Raw genomic sequence first — 17,096 nt, forward strand, 5'->3', positions numbered from 1 at the left:
CGGCACCGGAGTGTCGGCCGGAAAGACAAAGAGCGGCGGCGGGACGTCGGGCGGCGGATCCTCTCCGCTGCCCGGGCGGGTGCCGGTTTCGAACCTATACCGCCGCCCCCGGTGGTTTTCAAACAAAACGCGGGCGGGAAGATGATGCAACGCCGCCGCCCGGCGGGTCAGTGACGGATGTAATATCCGGCAAGCCGCCATTGTGCGTTGCAACAAATACATGCGCGTTCAGCCGTTCTGACGGCTCAATCCTTCACCGGACTGCGCATGGTGACGAATTCCTCGGCGGCACTCGGATGCAGGGCGATCGTCTCGTCGAACTGCTTCTTGGTGGCGCCGCAGGTGATCGCCACCGCCAGCGACTGGATGATTTCGGCCGCATCGTCGCCGACCATATGGGCGCCGAGGACGCGGTCGCTGGCGCCATCCACCACCAGCTTCATCAGCACCCGGGTGTCGCGGCCGGTCAGCGTATGCTTCATCGGCCGGAAGCGCGCCCGATAGATCCGGATCGAGGCATACATCCGCCGCGCCGCCTCTTCGGTCAGCCCGACCGTGCCGATCTGGGGGGTGCAGAACACCGCCGTCGGCAGGGTGTCGTAGCGCAGCCGGTAGCTGTTGTCGTTATAGAGCCGTTCGGCCAGCGAGCGCGCCTCCGCGATCGCTACCGGGGTCAGCTGGAAGCGGTCGGTGACGTCACCCACCGCCAGGATCGAGCGGAGCTGGGTCTCGTAGCGATCATTCACCACGATCGCGCCGTTCTCGCGGGTGTGCACACCCACCTCTTCGAGCCCGAGGCCGGCGGTGTTCGGAACCCGGCCGGTCGCAAACATCACCTGGTCGGCTTCAAGCACCTCGCCCGAGGTGAGGGTCACGGCAAAGCCGTCCGCAAGCCGGTCGACACGCACCGGTTCGACCCCCTTGCGGAAACCGATCCCCCGTGCCTGCATCTCGCCTTCGACGGCGCTGCGGATATCGGCATCGAAGCCGCGCAGGATCCGGTCGCCCCGCAGCACCAGGGTCGTCGCCGTGCCCAGGGTGGAGAAGATCGAGGCGAATTCGGTGGCGATATAACCACCGCCGATGATGACGATCCGCCCGGGCCGCTCGGTCAGGTCCAGCGCCTCGTCGGAGGTGATGACGTGCTCGATGCCCGGGATCTTCGGCAGATAGGCATGGCCGCCGGTGGCGATCAGGATCCGCTCGGCGGTGACGGTGCGGCCATCGACCTCCACCTCGTGCGGGCCGGTCACCCGGCCGCGGCCGCGCAGTACCGTGACGCCGGAATTGGCCAGCATCGTCTCGTAGATGCCTTCCAGCCGCTCCAGCTCGCGGTTCTTGGTGCGGATCAACGCGCCCCAGTCGTGACTGGCGCCCTCGATCGTCCAGCCGAAGCCGCGGGCATCCTCGATCTCGTCGCGGAAATGCGCACCATAGACCAGAAGCTTCTTCGGAACGCAGCCCCGCAGCACGCAGGTGCCGCCCACCCGGCCCGCTTCGACGATGGCGACACGGGCGCCGTATTCGGCCGCGCGCCGCGAGCCTGCGACGCCGCCCGATCCGGCGCCGATGGTGAGCAGGTCGTAATCGTACATGCGTTCGCGTCTCCTGGGTGCGTCGTCATCCGGCGGGGACAGGGGGCCGAGGCACGGCCGCCCCGATCCGCCCTGCCCCGCCGGGTCCGGATCAGGCGCCGATGCCGCCGATCAGGGCGTACTTCACTTCGAGGTAATCCTCGATGCCGTATTTGGAGCCTTCGCGGCCCATGCCGCTCTCCTTCACGCCGCCGAAGGGGGCGACTTCGGTGGAGATCAGGCCCTCATTGATGCCGACAATGCCATATTCCAGGGCTTCCATCACCCGGAACACCCGGCCGACATCGCGGGTATAGAAATACGAGGCCAGGCCGAATTCGGTGTCGTTGGCATAGGCCACCGCTTCCTTCTCTTCATCGAAGACGAAGATCGGCGCCACGGGCCCGAAGATCTCCTCGCGCGCCACCCGCATCTCCTGGGTGGTGCCGAAGACGATGGTCGGCTTGTAGAACCGGCCGCCCAGCTCGTGACGGCCGCCGCCGAGCATGACTTCCGCGCCCTTCGAGGTGGCATCGGCCAGAAGCTCGTCGACCTTCTCCACCGCCGCGTCGTCGATCAGCGGTCCCAGCACCACGCCCTGCTCCAGCCCGTCGCCGACCTTCATCTGGGCGACGCGGGCCGCCAGCTTTTCAGCGAAGGTCTTGGCCACGCCGCGCTGGACATAAAGCCGGTTGGCGCAGACGCAGGTCTGGCCGTTGTTGCGATATTTGGAGACGATCGCACCTTCCACCGCCGCATCCAGATCGGCATCGTCGAACACGATGAACGGCGCATTGCCGCCCAGCTCCATCGACACCTTCTTGACGGTGGCGGCGCACTGTTCGATCAGCACCTTGCCGATCTCGGTGGAGCCGGTGAAGGTCAGCTTGCGCACGATCGGGTTGGAGGTGATCTCGCCGCCGATCGCCGAGGCCGAACCGGTCACCAGGTTCAGCACGCCCTTGGGGATGCCGGCCTCTTCGGCCAGCACCATCAGGGCCAGCGCGGTGAACGGGGTCTGCGAGGCGGGCTTGCAGACCATGGTACAGCCGGCCGCCAGGGCCGGTCCGGCCTTGCGGGTCAGCATCGCCGCCGGGAAATTCCAGGGGGTGATGGCGCCGACGACGCCCACCGGCTCCTTGGTCACCACGATCCGCTTGCCGGCCGAGAAGGTCGGGATGGTGTCGCCATAGACGCGCTTGGCCTCTTCGGCGAACCATTCGATGAACGACGCGGCATAGGCGACCTCGCCCTTGGCCTCGGCCAGCGGCTTGCCCTGCTCGGTGGTCATGATCCGGGCAATGTCTTCCTGATGCGCCATGATCAGCTCGAACCACTTGCGCAGCAGGGCCGCCCGCTCTTTGCCGGTCTTCGCGCGCCAGGCCGGCAGCGCGGCATTGGCGGCCTCGATCGCGCGGCGGGTCTCGGCGGCGCCCATCTTGGGCACGCGGCCGATGACGGCCCCCGTCGCCGGATTGTCGACGGTGATGGTGGCGCCATCATCGGCGCCCACCCAGGCGCCGTCGATATAGCACGCCTCGCGCATCAGACCCTTGTGCGAGAGCTGAATCACCTGAAGTCCTCCCTGGAATGTCTCCCACATACGGCCCGGCTCCGGAGCGACCGCCCCGGGGGTCCGCACGCGAAACTTCGCCGCCCTCCGGGCCGGCCATGGGTTGAACCCGCCCGAATGCGGCATCAGACTATATGGCGGCCGGGGGTGCCGCAAGGAACCCCCACACGCCGTGGACCCTGTTCCGCGGATCATGCAGGGCTGGAGGATCAGGTCATGCGCCCGCACGGCAACCGGAAGACGACGCACCGCATCGCCACGGTCATGCTGGGGGCGGTTCTGCTGGCCGGCGGCCCGGCCCTGGCCGCGGGGAACGAACATCCGGACGAGGGTCTGGGGCCCAGGCTCGAACGCCTGGGCCGCGCCGCCGACGAGGCCCTGACCAGCCTGCGCGACGCCATCGAAGACCTGCCCCGCTATGCCGCCCCCAGGATCGACGGTGACGGCAACATCATCATGCGCCGCCTGCCCCGGCAGGATCCCCCGCTTGACGGCGACAAGGCGCCGGACGAACGCGAGGGCGAGAGGCCGGACCGGGGACGGCCGGTGGAGCGGGATGGCGGGGTGTGGCTGTAACGAAAACGCTCCGTTTCCCGATATGACCGGGCTCGCCGGACCGGACTCGACTTTGCGGGCATCACGGCACGTCCGGCGGCTGTGACGGCGTGCCCCGACGGGCGCGCCACCAGCCCGCCAGTCGCTCGCGGCCGCCGATCACGAACACGAAAAAGCCGGGCACGAAGAAGATCGCCAGAAGCGTGGCCGTGACCATGCCCCCGAAGACGCCGGTGCCGATGGCCCGCTGGGTTTCGGCACTGGCACCGTGTGCAAGCATCAGCGGCACGACCCCCAGGCCGAAGGCGAGCGAGGTCATCAGAACCGGGCGCAGACGCAGTCGGGCTGCGGTCACTGCCGCCTCCGTCACATCCATGCCGCGCGCGTGCAGCTGCCGGGCGAATTCCACGATCAGGATGGCGTTCTTGGCCGACAGGCCGATCACGGTGATCAGGCCGACCTTGAAGAACACATCGTCGGGCATGCCCCGCAGCATCACCGCCGCCACCGCGCCGATCAGACCCAGCGGCACCACCAGCATGACCGAGAGCGGAATCGACCAGCTCTCGTAAAGGGCGGCCAGAACCAGGAACACCACCAGCATCGACAGAGCCATCAACAGGGGCGCCTGCGCAGCCGACATGCGCTCCTGCAGGGATTGACCGCTCCACTCGACCAGGAAACCGGGGGGCAGCTGCGCCGCCAGCCGCTCCATTTCGGCCATGGCGTCGCCGCTGGAGACACCGGGCGCGGGGCTGCCGGAAATGCTGGAGGACAGGCTCCCCTGATAGCGCTGCACCTGCAGGGGCATATCCTGCCAGACGGGCGTGACGATCGCGGACAGCGGTACCATGCCGCCATCGGCATTGCGCACGGTCAGCTTCAGCACATCATCCACCTGCATACGGGCGGCAGCGTCTGCCTGGATGATCACCTGCCGCAGACGGCCTTCATGGGGGAAATCGTCGACATAGAGCGAGCCCGTGGCGGCCGACAGGGTATCGCCGATCGCGGCGAACGACACCCCCAACGCCTCGGCCTTCTGGCGGTCGATGTCCAGGCGGACGCCGGTCCCGGCCGGCAGGCCGTCGGCATAGACATTGGCAAGCCGGTCGCTCTGCCCCGCCAGCTCCAGCAGCCTGGCCGTCGCCGCCTCCAGGGCGTCATGCCCCCGACCGGAGCGGTCGAGGAGGCTCAGGCTGAAGCCCGAAGACGTGCCCATCTCGTCGATCGCAGGCGGCAGAAGGCTCGTCACCGTGCCGTCGGTGATGTCCGCCATCGCCTCGTCGACGCGCCGGGCCTCGTCGGCCGCCGTGGCGCCGCCGCGCCGGTCCCAGTCGCTCAGCATCGCGAAGGCCTGGGCCGTGTTCGCCCCCGACCCCGAGAAGCCGAAGCCCAGGATGACCATGTTCGAGGTAATCGCCGGCCGACCGGCAAGATGGGTCTCCAGGCGCCGGACGACATCGAGCGTGCGTTCGCGCGTGGCATCCGCAGGCAGCTGAACCGAGGTCATGAAATAGCCCTGATCCTCTTCGGGCAGAAATGCGGATGGCAGGGTGCGCAGGGCCAGAACCAGCAGCACGGTGATCGCCACGAAGGCCACCATCACCCGTCCGCTGCGCCGCACGACCGCGACGAGACGGGTTTCATAGGACCGGGTCATGTGATTGAAGCGCCGGTTGAACCAGCCGAAGAAGCCCCGTCGGTCATGCGCGCCGGGGCCGACCGGCTTCAGAAGCGTGGCACAAAGGGCCGGCGTCAGACTGAGGGCCAGGAGGGCCGAAAACAGGATCGACACCACCATCGACAGGGCGAACTGGCGATAGATCACCCCCACCGAGCCGTCGGCCAGGGCAATGGGAATGAACACCGCCGTCAGCACCAGGGTGATGCCGATCACGGCACCGGTGATCTCTTTCATGGCCTTGCGGGTGGCGTCGCGGGGCGACAGCCCTTCGGTCGCCATCAGCCGTTCGACATTCTCGACCACCACGATCGCATCGTCGACGATGATGCCGATGGCCAGCACCATGCCGAACATGGTGAGCACGTTGATCGAGAATCCCGCCACCAGCATGACCGTGAAGGTGCCGAGCAGCGCGATCGGCGCCACGATGGCCGGGATCAGCGTGTAGCGGAGATTCTGGAGAAACAGCAGCATCACCAGGAACACCAGCACCATCGCCTCGATCAGGGTGTAGATGACCTTCTCGATCGAGATCTTGACGAAAGGGGCCGTGTTGAACGGGGTGGCGATGCTCATCCCCGCCGGCATGCTCTGGCTCAACGTGTCGAGCCGCGCCTCGACCGCGGCAGCGGTCCGTACCGCATTCGCCCCCGGGGAGAGCTGAACGGCGGCGAGTGTCGCGGGTTTGCCGTTCTCGCGGTTCGCGAAGCTGTAGGTTTCCGCACCGGTCTCGATCCGTGCGACATCGCCCAGCACCACCCGCGAGCCGTCGGCCGCGGCACGCAGCACGATGCCGGCAAAGGCCTCCGGCGTCTGCAACTGCCCGTCCACCGTCAGGGGCACGCTCACCCGCTGCCCCGGCACGGCCGGTGCATCGCCCAGCCGCCCGGGGGCGATTCGGGCGTTCTGCTGCAGGATCGCCGCCGACAGATCGGTCATCGACAGGCCGAAAGCGATCAGCCGCGACGGATCGACCCAGATGCGCAGCGCCTGTTCGGCGCCGAACAGCTGCACCCGGCCGACACCGTCGATGCGGCGCAGTTCCTCGATCACATTGCGGGCCAGATAGTCGCTCAGTTCCGTCTCGTCGAACCGGCCATCCTCGGATTTCAGGCTGATCAGCATCAGAAAGCCGGAGGTCGCGGACTCGACCGTCAGGCCGTTCTGGCGAACGGCCTGCGGCAGGCGGGGCTCGACGGCCTTCAGCCGGTTCTGCACATCCACCTGCGCCAGTTCCAGATCGGTGCCGGGCTTGAAGGTGACGGTGACCTGTGCCGTGCCCGAACTATCGGCGGATGATTCGAAATAGAGCAGGTTCCTCACGCCCGACAGCTCCCGCTCGATCGGAACCAGAACGGAATCGTTCATCGTCTGGGGGCTGGCGCCGGTATAGGTGGCATAGATGCTGACCGTGGGCGGGGCCACCGAGGGATAGCGGGCGATGGGCAGCCGGGGCAGCGCAAGCACGCCTGCCAGAATGATGAACAGTGCGACCACCCAGGCGAATACCGGGCGATCGATAAAGAACTGCGGCATGGTCGCTCTCCGATCTCAGCCGGCATCGGCGCCCGGGCGCCACATCTGCGGCTCGACGCCGATCCCCTCGGCCAGCCTGTCCACACCCTCGACCACCACCCGTTGACCGGCTTCAAGGCCGGTGGCCACGCGATAGCGGTGATCGACCAGCTCCCCCAGCGTCACGGGCACCGGACGGACGGTGGCATCGGCGGCAACGGTCCAGACCTGCGGCACGCCGCCCGCCCGCGTCACGGCCTGCTGGGGGATCATCAGGGCGTCGTCGTATCCGGCCCGCGGCACACGGGCGCGCACGAACATGCCCGGCAGCAGCTCGCGCGACGGGTTGTCGACCAGGACGCGCAGCAGCAGGTCGCCGGTGCCGGCATCGACGGTGATGCCCGAAAAGAGGATATGCCCGGTCACGCCGTAGGCCGTGCCGTCGCTGCGCAGGATCGTCACCGGCAGACCCCGCCTCTCTGCGTCCTGTCGGCCCGTCGACTGTCCGTCCGGCCCGATCTCACGTCTCAGGGCCTCACGCAGGGCCTCCAGCGAGCGCGCCGGCTGGCGCAGATCGACATAGACCTGATCCACCTGCTGAATGCGGGCCATGGGTGTGGCATCGGTTGGCGAGACAAGGGCACCCTCGCTCACCAGGGCCTGATCGATTCGGCCCGCGATCGGCGCCTCCACGGTGGTGAAGGCCAGATCCAGCCGGCGCCGGTCCAGGGTGGCGCGGGCCTCTGCGACCTCGGCAACGGCCTGGTCACGCTGCGCCACCGCATCGTCCAGAACCTGATCGCTGATCGCATCGGCCCGATGCAGGGGTTCCAGCCGCCGGACCTGCTGGCCGGCCCGCGCCGCGGCGACCTCGGCCCGCCGCAAGGCAGCCGCTGCCATCCCGACATCGGCCTGGAACGGGGCGGGGTTGATCTGGAACAGCGGGTCGCCGGCGCGGATATCGGCGCCCTGTTCGAACAGCCGGCGCTGCACGATGCCGCTGATCTGCGGGCGGATCTCGGCCACACGCACCGCAACGACACGCCCGGGAAGATCCTCGACGACCTCCAGCCGCTCGGGCGCAACCTCCACCACCGCCACCCGGGGCAGCGGCGTGGGTGCCCTGGGCGTCGTCTCGTTGCACCCGGCCAGGACAATCATCGCCAGGGTGAGCCCTGCACTGCCGCGGAGCAGGCGTTCCATCCTCATGCATCGACCTTTCAGGGAACACGTCTGCGCGTCGTTTCCGCCCGAGGCGGGACGAGCGGCGCGAACCCTATGCCGGGGGAATGGCGTTTCCGTCGACGGCGTGTGGAGATAGAGTGGAGGCCGCCCGCAAACATGCAGATCAGCCATGCCCCACCCGCCGATCCCCGCCTCCCGGGTCACCGCGTCTCGGCCTCCCGCCCCCCGGGCGCTGATCCTCGTCGCCGAGGACGAACCCGAGATCGCCGAGATCCTGTGCGCCTATCTCGACCGCAACGGCCTGCGCAGCGTCCGTGCCGATGACGGGCGTCAGGCGCTCGACCTGCATCTGTCGCTCAAGCCCGATCTGGTTCTGCTGGATGTGGGCATGCCGCGCCTGGACGGCTGGCAGGTTCTGTCCGAAATCCGCCGTCGCGGCGAGACGCCGGTCATCATGCTGACCGCCATGGATCAGGACATGGACAAGCTGACCGGCCTGCGGATCGGTGCCGACGACTACATCGTGAAGCCGTTCAATCCGGCGGAAGTGATCGCGCGGGTGAATGCGGTCCTGCGCCGCTCCCGGCCGGCCGGTCACAGCCCCGGCCGGGAGGTCATCCGCGTCGGCCGGCTGCATGCGGACATGGAAAGCCACGAGATCCGGCTGTGCAGCCCGGATGGCGACCGGCCCCTGACGCTGACCCTGACCGAGTTCAGACTGCTGACCCATCTGATGCATGCGCCGCGGCGGGTGTTCAGTCGCGGGGAATTGCTGATGGCCTGCCTGCCCGAGGGAGAGACCCTGGAACGCACGGTGGACAGCCATATCAGCAAGCTTCGCAAGAAGCTTGAGGCAGCCGGTCTGGAAGCCCAGCCGGTCAGCATACGCGGGGTCGGCTATCGGCTGGGAGAAGCGTCGTGACCGGCAATGGCGGTCTCAGCCGCCGCATCATCCGGTCGATGGTCTCTCTCGCCCTGATCGTCAGCGCACTGGCGCTGCTCGGCACCTACATCTTCTATACGCTCTGGTTCGCCCTCTTCCCCACGAGCATCCCCGGCCCCGAAGACAGCGGCTGGATTCCGACGACACCGGAATGGGGGTGGATGGCGCTGACCGCGTTGACGGCACTCGGTCTCGGGGTCCTCTGGGCGCTCAGGCTGGCACGACGCATCCTGATGCCGATCAACGCCGTGGCCGGCGGTCTGCACCGGCTGGCGGAGGGTGATCTGTCGGCGCGGGCCACGGCCGATGATCCGCTGCCCGACGAGGCTACGCAGCTGGTGCATGATTTCAATGCCATGGCCGACCGGCTGGAGCGCGTGGAACACGAGCGCCGGTTCTGGAACGCGGCCATCGCCCATGAATTGCGGACACCGGTGACGGTGCTGCGCGGCCGTCTTCAGGGGCTGACCGACGGGATTTTCGAGCCGACGCCGCAACTGCATCGGTCCCTGCTGACCCAGGTCGAAGGGCTGGGGCGTCTGATCGACGATCTGCGGCTGGTCGGCCTGGCCGAGAACGACCGGCTGGATCTGCAACTCAAGGCTGTTGATTTGCCCTCAGAAGTCGCGGCCGTGGTGCAGGTGGTGGAGCCACGGCTGGCGGAAGCCGGGTTCGACCTGGTCTGTGTGCCGGGGCTGACGGAGCCGGTCGACTGCGACCCCGTCCGCATCCGTCAGGCGCTGCTGGCTGTGCTGGAAAATGCCCGACACCACGCGACGCCGGGGCCGCTGCGCATCACGACCGCCTGCAAGGACGGAGTCTGCCATCTGATGGTGGAGGATAGCGGGCCCGGCGTGCCCGAGGGGATGGCAGGCGAAATCTTCAAGGCCTTCCGGCGTGGCGATCCCCATGGCCGCGGCAGCGGCCTGGGGCTCGCCGTGGTTCAGGCGATCGCCCGTGCCCATGGCGGCGATGTGACCTGCCGCCCGTCATCCCTGGGCGGAACCGTCTTCGACCTCAGCTGGCCGGCCGCTTCGGGGGCTGCCCGCCGTCACTCCACTGTTACCGACTTCGCCAGATTGCGCGGCTGATCGACATCCGTGCCCTTCAGCACGGCGGTGTGATAGGCGAGCAACTGCACCGGAATCGCGTAGAGCAAAGGCGCCACCACCGGGTCGACCGTCGGCAGCACCACCACTTCCGCCACCAGATCGGCCAGGCGCCCGGCGCCGGCCTCGTCGGTGATCAGGATCACCCGGCCGCGGCGGGCGACGATCTCTTCGACATTCGACGCCGTCTTCTCGAACAGCGGGCCGGACGGCGCCAGCGCTACCACCGGCAGCCCGTCGTCGATCAGCGCGATCGGGCCGTGCTTCAGCTCGCCCGCCGCATAGGCTTCGGCGTGGATGTAGCTGATTTCCTTGAATTTGAGCGCACCTTCCAGCGCGATCGGATAAGAGGTGCCACGGCCGACGTAAAGCACACCGGTCACATGCACCAGGCTTTCGGCGATGCTGCGCATCCGGTCGTCGTTGTTCAGCACGTCCGCCACGCGTGAGGGCACTTCGGCGATCGCCTGGGTCAGCTTCTGGTCACGGGCGGCATCGATGGTGCCGCGGGCACGGCCAAGGCCGATGGCGAGGCAGGCGAGTGTCACCAGCTGGCAGGTGAAGGCCTTGGTCGAGGCGACGCCGATCTCGGGGCCGGCCTTGGTGCGCAGCACCAGATCCGCCTCGCGCGCCATGCTGCTTTCCGGCACGTTGACCACGGCGATGGTGATCAGCCCGGCGGCCTTGGCATGGCGCATGGCGGCGAGTGTATCCGCCGTCTCGCCCGACTGAGAGATGAACACCGCCACCTCGCCCGGGATCAGCGGCGTGTCGCGGTAGCGGAATTCCGAGGCGATGTCGACATCGACCGGCAGCCGCGCCAGCTGTTCCACCCAGTACTTGGCCACCATGCCGGCATAGGCCGAGGTGCCGCAGGCGACGATCATCATGCGGGTCAGCGTCTTCGGGTCGAAGGGCATCTCCTTCATCTCGATCGTGCCGCGGCCGGGATCCAGATAGGTCCTGAGGCTGTCGCCGATCACGGCCGGCTGCTCGTAGATCTCCTTCAGCATGTAATGCCGGTGGCCGCCTTTGCCGACCGCCCCGCTGGAGAGTTCCGTCCGCCGCCGCGGCCGTACGACTTCCGCCCCGCCTGCGTCGTAGATGGTCATGCCCGCGCGGGTCAGAACCACCATGTCGCCTTCGTCGAGATAGGTGATCTCGCGCGTGAAGGGCACCAGCGCCATGGCATCGGAGCCCAGATACATGCACCCCTCGCCATGACCCACGGCAAGCGGGCTGCCGCGGCGGGCGCCGATCAGCAGTTCCTGTTCGCCCGCGAAGACCAGGCCCAGGGCGAAGGCGCCTTCGAAGCGCTTCAACGCCGCCTTGCAGGCATCGACCGGATCCAGCCCCTGTTCGATCAGCGCCGTGATCAGCTGGGGGATCACTTCGGTATCGGTCTGGCTGACGAAGACCCGGCCCGCCGCCTGCAGCTCGGCACGCAGATCGCGATAATTCTCGATGATGCCATTATGCACCGCCGCCACCCGGCCGGTGGCATGGGGATGGGCATTGGCCTCGGTCGGTGCGCCATGGGTGGCCCAGCGGGTATGGCCGATGCCGGTCATGCCCGAAACCGGCCGCTCGGCGACCAGCGCCTCAAGCCGGGCGATGCGCCCCTCGGCCCGGCGCCGCTCGATCCGGCCTGCGGCATCCAGCACGGCGATGCCGGCACTGTCATAGCCGCGATATTCCAGCCGGCGCAGCCCCTCGATCAGCACCGCCGCCGCATCCGCAACACCAACGACACCAACGATGCCACACATCAGGCCAACTCCGTCTCTGGTCTGTCCGCCCGCAGCCATCAGGCCGCAGTTCCAGGTTCAGGGGGTAGCAGAGCCGGATGGCCCCTGCCAATCACTTCGCGTTACGAATTGTTGCAGATGCGGCATGGGCGCGGCCCGGCGGATGGCCCATCACGAAACTGCAATCTGCCTGCGATCACCCGCTTGACAGGCCCGGTGCGTGGCCATATAAAGCGCCCACCTCAGGCGGCCGGAACGGCGAAAGCCGGCATCGACCAGATCCTGCGGGCGCGTAGCTCAGCGGTAGAGCACACCCTTCACACGGGTGGGGTCACAGGTTCAATCCCTGTCGCGCCCACCAATTCGACAAGGCCCCCTGCATCTTCGGATGCCGGGGGCTTTGTTCATATCGGGCCTCCTGATCCGTCTCAGGCGCCGATGCGCACGGCGATCTCGGCCATGTCAGGGCCAAGCCGGCGCCAGACCCGCCCCAGGATCCGCGGATCGCACGGGTCATCCAGCCGCTCGTCGGGCCCCAGGCAGCGGGCCAGGATCTCCCCTGCCCCGCCGGCCATGGCAATCGCCACCCGCCCCGGCACCACCGGCCCGGTCAACCGCAGGGGCACCCGGCCGGCGAAGGCAATCCGTGCACCATCCCCGCCAGTATCGCCGCCCACCAGCGCCGGCGCGGTCGACACGACGGCAAAGGCGATAGCCGCGCCGAACCGGCCGGTCACCCGCCCGTCCTGATCGATGCCGACCGCAGCCGCCGGTGACGCCGGCGGGCAATCCGGCGCCAGGGGGACATATTCAGCGAAATCCGCCCCGACGGCATTGATCGTGCCGGCAGCATTCAGGGAACGTCCGGTCGTCCCGTTCACCCCCAGCGCAAGGGCACAGGCCGGGCCGCCGCCCGATCCGGCAACGTTGTAGAACCGGGCCGTCACTCCGGCATGGCCGCCGATCATCGCGGCCTCCGCCCCTTCGGCCGCCGTCACGCTGCGCAGCCTCAGCATGGCCGTGCCGACGCCGGCATCCATCACCTCCAGATGGCCCTCGGCGGTCTGGATCAGGTCCCAGCTCCGTGCCGCCCCGCCCGTCGCCTGCAGGCGGAGCCCCACGGCGGAACCGGCCAGATGCAGCCCCCGCGCCGGTGCCGTGGTGCCGATGCCGAGTGCCGCCCGATCGGCCGGCACGGTCAGCCGATCCACCCCCTGGGTCGCCAGCACCAGCGGTGCGGCAATGTCGGTCCGCAGCCGCAGCGTGCCGCCCTGCCAGGCCAGAGCTGCCTTGCGGCTGCCGGCCTCCCGCAGCGCCAGCGCCGCCTCGCCGCCGGCATTCACATGGGCCGAAACCGCGGCCGCGGTCGCATGGCGCACCACCAGCCCCTCGCCATCCACCGCGCTGCTGTCGCCCACCACCAGCTTCTGCCCGATATCCAGCCGGCCGGTGACGACATCGCCGGCTTTCGAAACCCGGGTCGCAAGTGCTGCATCCAGCCCGGTCACCTCGGTGGTGGCATGGGTATGGGCCAGCATGGTGGTCGCGGTCCAGGCGCCGGCCCGGCGGACGACGAAGGCCTGTTCGGCCTCGACCAGAACCACCCAGCCGTCGCGGGCGGTGACGAACCGCCAGCCGCCCGCGGTCCAGAGCGCCAGCTGCCCGTCGCGCCAGGCCCAGGCGCCCGAGGCCCCGGGTGGTATCAGATAGGCATCGCCCTCGGCCGGGCTGGCGGGGGGCAGGGTCTGGCTGCGGCTCTTGACCGCGATCTGCGCCAGAACATCCAGCAGGGCGAGCGCTTCGTTATGGGTGACGTGTTTCTGCGCCTGGGCGGCCGCAAGCAGCGGCAGTCCCAGGCGCGGCGTGGCATCGGCCATGGCCGGACCTTTCGGAATCTGACGGAAAAGACGGACCGCGCCCTCAGGGCACCACGGTCGCATAGCGCGCCGGGCCGGGCCCGGTCGCCGCACCGATCTGTGCGACCTTCAGGCCAAGAGTGGCGGGGGAGGTGAAGAAGTCGGCATATTGCTGTGCGGCGGAATAACTCCAGCTGCTCGCGCCCTCGACGATCACCGTGCGGCGGACGGCTGCCGTCTCGATCGGGCTCGCCAGGATGTCCAGCTGGTAGCGCTCGGCCGTCTCGCTCATCGGTTCGTCGGCGCCATCGGTCCAGCCGGCCAGGCGGTCGGCCCGCAGCCAGCGGATCAGCACCGAGCCGTCGGTCTGGCGCTTCGCCTGGAGATCGACCGGCCGGAACGGCTGCAGCCCGGCGCCGGTCAGGCTGTGGATGCGGGTCGGGCCGATGGTACCCGCAAGCGTAATCGCCCGGAAATACAACAGCCTACCGATATCCGCCGGCCGCCAGCCCATCACCGCCAGCCGCTCCGGATCGAGCAGATGGACGGCTTCACCGATCACATGGGCACCGACCGCCGCTTCGGTACCGCGCAACCCACGCCGCAGCCGCGACAGCCGCCAGAGGCCGGCCGACAGACGCTCGATCGCCCCGAAGCTCAGGATCTCGGCCCCGACCAGGGCCAGGCTGCGGCCGCTTTCGGCATCGGCCTCGGTGATCCCGGCATCGACCCGCAGATCGTCGCCGAAATCGACCGTGACGCCGGCCAGATCATCGCGGAGCGTCAGCGGCCCAGCGGCCAGCAGGGTGGTTGTCGTACCGCTTGCCGCCGGTGCCAGCACCGCCACCTCCCGCCAGGGGCCGCCGGGGGTGTCTGCCACTTCCACCCGTGCCGCGCGCAGACCGCCGCCACCGCCGGTCACCATCACGACCAGCCCGGGATCGGGGGCGGGTTCCACAACCGGCGGCAGGTCGAGCACCGTCACCTCGGGCAGGCCCTCAGTCAGCGCCGGGGCCGCCGTCACGGGGGGAATGGCATCGGCGCCGGGGCGGGCGGTGCCGTGCAGCCCGTCATGATCGGCCACGGCCTCCACCTCGATCAGCCCGGGCGTGCCGAAAGCCATGCGTTCGATCCGAAGCCGGGCCGGCATCATCGGCAGGCGTGGATCGGCCGCAAGCGCAATCACGTCGCCCGGCTCCAGCAGCAGATCGCCGAAACCCAGACGGAAGCGCCAGCGATCGCGCCCCACCAGCGCCTCGTCGGCAAGGGTGCGGGCGATGCGTGCCGCCTCGTCCGCCGTCAGCACCAGCGGCAGTTCCACAGCCTGGCGATCCTCCGCGCCGGGAACGCTGCGCCGGGCGCGGGCAAGCCCCGGCCGGCCGTCGGCGGCACCGTCGATAAAGGCGACGCCGATCTCGCGCGGCATCTCGGCCTGCTGGATACGGGTGCGCTCCACCAGCGGCGGCGGCTCGTCGCCGGCACCATGCGCGCCCAGCCGGCCCGGCTCGATCACGGCGGCGACCGGCCCGCCGCGGGGTACGAAGGCCAGTCGGCCGTCGCGCTCCACCGCATCCACGAACCAGCTGGCAAGCAGGGGCTCCAGCGCCTCGCGCGCGCTGCCCTGGCGGGCGACGACATAGCCGCGCAGCGTCATGCCGCCGACACCGGTCAGGTCCAGCTCGTCCGGATCCACACCGGCAGCCGCGGCCAGATCGGCGATCACCGCCCCCAGATCCGCGGTCTCCGCCGGCCGGGTGAGCGCCAGCCAGCGGTCGATCCAGGCGGCATTGTCTCCCGCCGGCACCCAGGGCACCGCCATCAGCCGCCCGCCCCCCGCGGCGAAACCGACCACATGGCCAGGCTCGATCTCGACCGGCGTCGTCACCACCCGCCCCGCCCGATCGATCAGCGCCACCCGATCGGTGAAGACCACGCCGACGATTCCGTCCGCCGCCCGGTGCAGGCCGACCGGCCGCTGATCCGGCCAGGGGGTGAGCGTCTGGTCCCGATCGGCGGTGGCGGTCAGCCCCGCAAGATGGCGCAGCCGCGCCCCCGACAGCAGCAGCAGGCCGTCATCGTCGCCGCGCATCAGCGTCCGTGCCGCCGGCAGGCCATCCAGGATCATCGTGGCATCCGCATCGCTGCCGCCGTCGTCCAGCGCCCAGAGCGCCAGCGTTCCGCCCGGTCGCCCGCCCAGGATCCAGATCCGCGTTCCCCAGGCGGTAACGCCGCGAACATCGCCCGCCACCATCCCGGGCAGCGCCACCAGCCGATGGCGGCCGGTCTCGATCTCCACGAACACCGCCGCCGCCTCGCCGTCGCGCGCATAAAGCTGGACCGGGCGGTCGGCCGGCGCCCAGGCGCAGCCGCGCCGGGCCGAGGTCAGCGGGATCGCGTGGCTCCAGCGTTCCTCCGCCAGCCAGCGGCCGGCAGAGCTGCGCTGGCGGGCGACATGACGGACGCGGTTGACCATGTCGCTGGCGGTCACATGGCGGACGATCGCGCCATCCTCCGCGCCGCCATCCATCAAGGTACAGGCATCCGTCCAGGCATAGGCGTTGTCGCCGGCAATCCCGCCCGCCGGCCCCGTCAGCGCGTCGATCGGCGCGCCCGCGATCAGCGAGGGCAGCCGCCGCAGGCCGTCGCGGGCGACCGGGGTGACGCTGGCAAAAGCGGCGGGATCCACCCCCGCCACCACGGGGCTGCCACGCACGATTTCGGCCTCGATCAGCGGCACCCGGTTGCCATAGGGGCCAAGCGGCAGATTCTGGAAGACGAGATAGGCGAGATCGCGGAAGGCGGGGGTCGCCGCGGGCCCTTCATGGGCCAGGATCAGCGGATCGGGTGCCTGATCCGCCGTGCCGCGATGGAGCCTGAAATACCGGCCGGGCGCCGCAGAAGCGGCAATGCCCGCCAGCCCCGCCGCGGGATCGGCCGACCAGATCAGCGTCTCGTCGGCCCAGATCCGCCGGATGCCCAGGATCGGGCCCTGGGCGAACCCCACGGCGAAGCTCGCGAAGTACTCGTACTCCACCCGTCCGGCCGACAGCAGCCGGCCGGCGCCCAGACTGCCGAACAAGCCGCCGGACGTGGTGACGGGGATGATGCGGCGACGTTCGCTGATCGGCCGCGCCCAGATGATGTTGCCCGCCAGCCGCACGCTGCCATAGACCCGCGGAATGATCCGGCCATGGCCGGTGGTCTGGACCGCCAGATCCTGCAGCCGCGGCCCCTCGCGCGGCTCGAACCCGCCGCTCGCCGCCCGGCGCGCCAGGCTGCCCAAGGCATCCCCCAGCCCGCCCGAGGGCAGCAGCCCGCTGATCAGCGAGGTGAGAAAGAACCCGGCCATGA

Annotated in this window: 10 protein-coding genes and 1 tRNA gene; 4 read left to right on the forward strand and 7 right to left on the reverse strand. The window is 69.3% G+C overall.

All coding sequences use genetic code 11. From position 1 onward, the window contains the following. Positions 1-245: 245 nt before the first annotated feature. A complete protein-coding gene (gor, locus tag P7L68_RS18965; RefSeq protein WP_372000713.1) occupies positions 246-1,595 on the reverse strand; it encodes a glutathione-disulfide reductase in 1,350 nt (449 codons plus the stop codon). Positions 1,596-1,686: 91 nt separating this feature from the next. Beyond that, complete coding sequence (locus tag P7L68_RS18970; RefSeq protein ID WP_372006884.1) at positions 1,687-3,144, reverse strand: NAD-dependent succinate-semialdehyde dehydrogenase; 1,458 nt, start codon at positions 3,142-3,144, stop codon at positions 1,687-1,689. Between the two features lie 219 nt (positions 3,145-3,363). On the opposite strand from P7L68_RS18970, the gene P7L68_RS18975 reads away from it, so the two are divergent. Then, on the forward strand, positions 3,364-3,723 hold the full coding sequence (locus P7L68_RS18975) for a hypothetical protein (protein ID WP_372000715.1): 360 nt from the start codon (positions 3,364-3,366) through the stop codon (positions 3,721-3,723). Positions 3,724-3,784: 61 nt separating this feature from the next. Here the strand turns inward: P7L68_RS18975 and P7L68_RS18980 are convergent, their stop codons facing one another. Together P7L68_RS18980 and P7L68_RS18985 are read right to left on the reverse strand one after the other, a co-directional pair. Next, complete coding sequence (locus P7L68_RS18980; protein ID WP_372000717.1) at positions 3,785-6,925, reverse strand: multidrug efflux RND transporter permease subunit; 3,141 nt, start codon at positions 6,923-6,925, stop codon at positions 3,785-3,787. Between the two features lie 15 nt (positions 6,926-6,940). Further along, the gene (locus P7L68_RS18985; protein WP_372000719.1) at positions 6,941-8,113 is read right to left on the reverse strand and encodes an efflux RND transporter periplasmic adaptor subunit; all 1,173 of its coding nucleotides are present in this window, start codon (positions 8,111-8,113) and stop codon (positions 6,941-6,943) included. A 145-nt stretch (positions 8,114-8,258) separates the two neighbouring features. On the opposite strand from P7L68_RS18985, the gene P7L68_RS18990 reads away from it, so the two are divergent. Together P7L68_RS18990 and P7L68_RS18995 are read left to right on the forward strand one after the other, a co-directional pair. Beyond that, positions 8,259-9,011 (forward strand): response regulator, encoded by a 753-nt coding sequence (locus P7L68_RS18990; protein ID WP_372000721.1) that lies wholly within the window; start codon positions 8,259-8,261, stop codon positions 9,009-9,011. Next, positions 9,008-10,123: an ATP-binding protein gene (locus tag P7L68_RS18995; RefSeq protein WP_372000723.1), complete on the forward strand. Its 1,116-nt coding sequence runs from the start codon at positions 9,008-9,010 to the stop codon at positions 10,121-10,123. The genes P7L68_RS18990 and P7L68_RS18995 overlap by 4 nt, the downstream gene beginning before the upstream one ends. On the opposite strand, the gene glmS is transcribed toward P7L68_RS18995, so the two are convergent. Then, positions 10,084-11,910 carry a glutamine--fructose-6-phosphate transaminase (isomerizing) gene (gene glmS, locus P7L68_RS19000; RefSeq protein ID WP_372000725.1) on the reverse strand — a complete coding sequence of 609 codons (1,827 nt, stop codon included), beginning with the start codon at positions 11,908-11,910 and terminating at the stop codon, positions 10,084-10,086. The genes P7L68_RS18995 and glmS overlap by 40 nt on opposite strands. Positions 11,911-12,175: 265 nt before the next feature. On the opposite strand from glmS, the gene P7L68_RS19005 reads away from it, so the two are divergent. Further along, a tRNA-Val gene (locus P7L68_RS19005) sits at positions 12,176-12,250 on the forward strand. 67 nt (positions 12,251-12,317) lie between these two features. Here P7L68_RS19005 and P7L68_RS19010 read toward each other — a convergent pair. Together P7L68_RS19010 and P7L68_RS19015 are read right to left on the reverse strand one after the other, a co-directional pair. After that, positions 12,318-13,766, reverse strand: coding sequence for a DUF2793 domain-containing protein (locus P7L68_RS19010; RefSeq protein WP_372000727.1), 1,449 nt, complete (start codon positions 13,764-13,766; stop codon positions 12,318-12,320). 43 nt (positions 13,767-13,809) lie between these two features. Continuing rightward, a complete protein-coding gene (locus P7L68_RS19015) occupies positions 13,810-17,094 on the reverse strand; it encodes a phage tail protein (protein ID WP_372000728.1) in 3,285 nt (1,094 codons plus the stop codon). Positions 17,095-17,096 lie beyond the last annotated feature (2 nt).

Origin of the sequence: Tistrella mobilis, assembly GCF_041468085.1 — a bacterium.
GTDB lineage: Bacteria > Pseudomonadota > Alphaproteobacteria > Tistrellales > Tistrellaceae > Tistrella > Tistrella mobilis_A.

What these genes read in the sequence shown, in the direction of transcription:
- gor (WP_372000713.1), bottom strand. Translation starts at nt 1,595, where the DNA reads ATGTACGATTACGACCTGCTCACCATCGGCGCCGGATCGGGCGGCGTC.
- P7L68_RS18975 (WP_372000715.1), top strand. Translation starts at nt 3,364, where the DNA reads ATGCGCCCGCACGGCAACCGGAAGACGACGCACCGCATCGCCACGGTC.
- P7L68_RS18980 (WP_372000717.1), bottom strand. Translation starts at nt 6,925, where the DNA reads ATGCCGCAGTTCTTTATCGATCGCCCGGTATTCGCCTGGGTGGTCGCA.
- P7L68_RS18985 (WP_372000719.1), bottom strand. Translation starts at nt 8,113, where the DNA reads ATGAGGATGGAACGCCTGCTCCGCGGCAGTGCAGGGCTCACCCTGGCG.
- P7L68_RS18990 (WP_372000721.1), top strand. Translation starts at nt 8,259, where the DNA reads ATGCCCCACCCGCCGATCCCCGCCTCCCGGGTCACCGCGTCTCGGCCT.
- glmS (WP_372000725.1), bottom strand. Translation starts at nt 11,910, where the DNA reads ATGTGTGGCATCGTTGGTGTCGTTGGTGTTGCGGATGCGGCGGCGGTG.
- P7L68_RS19010 (WP_372000727.1), bottom strand. Translation starts at nt 13,766, where the DNA reads ATGGCCGATGCCACGCCGCGCCTGGGACTGCCGCTGCTTGCGGCCGCC.
- P7L68_RS19015 (WP_372000728.1), bottom strand. Translation starts at nt 17,094, where the DNA reads ATGGCCGGGTTCTTTCTCACCTCGCTGATCAGCGGGCTGCTGCCCTCG.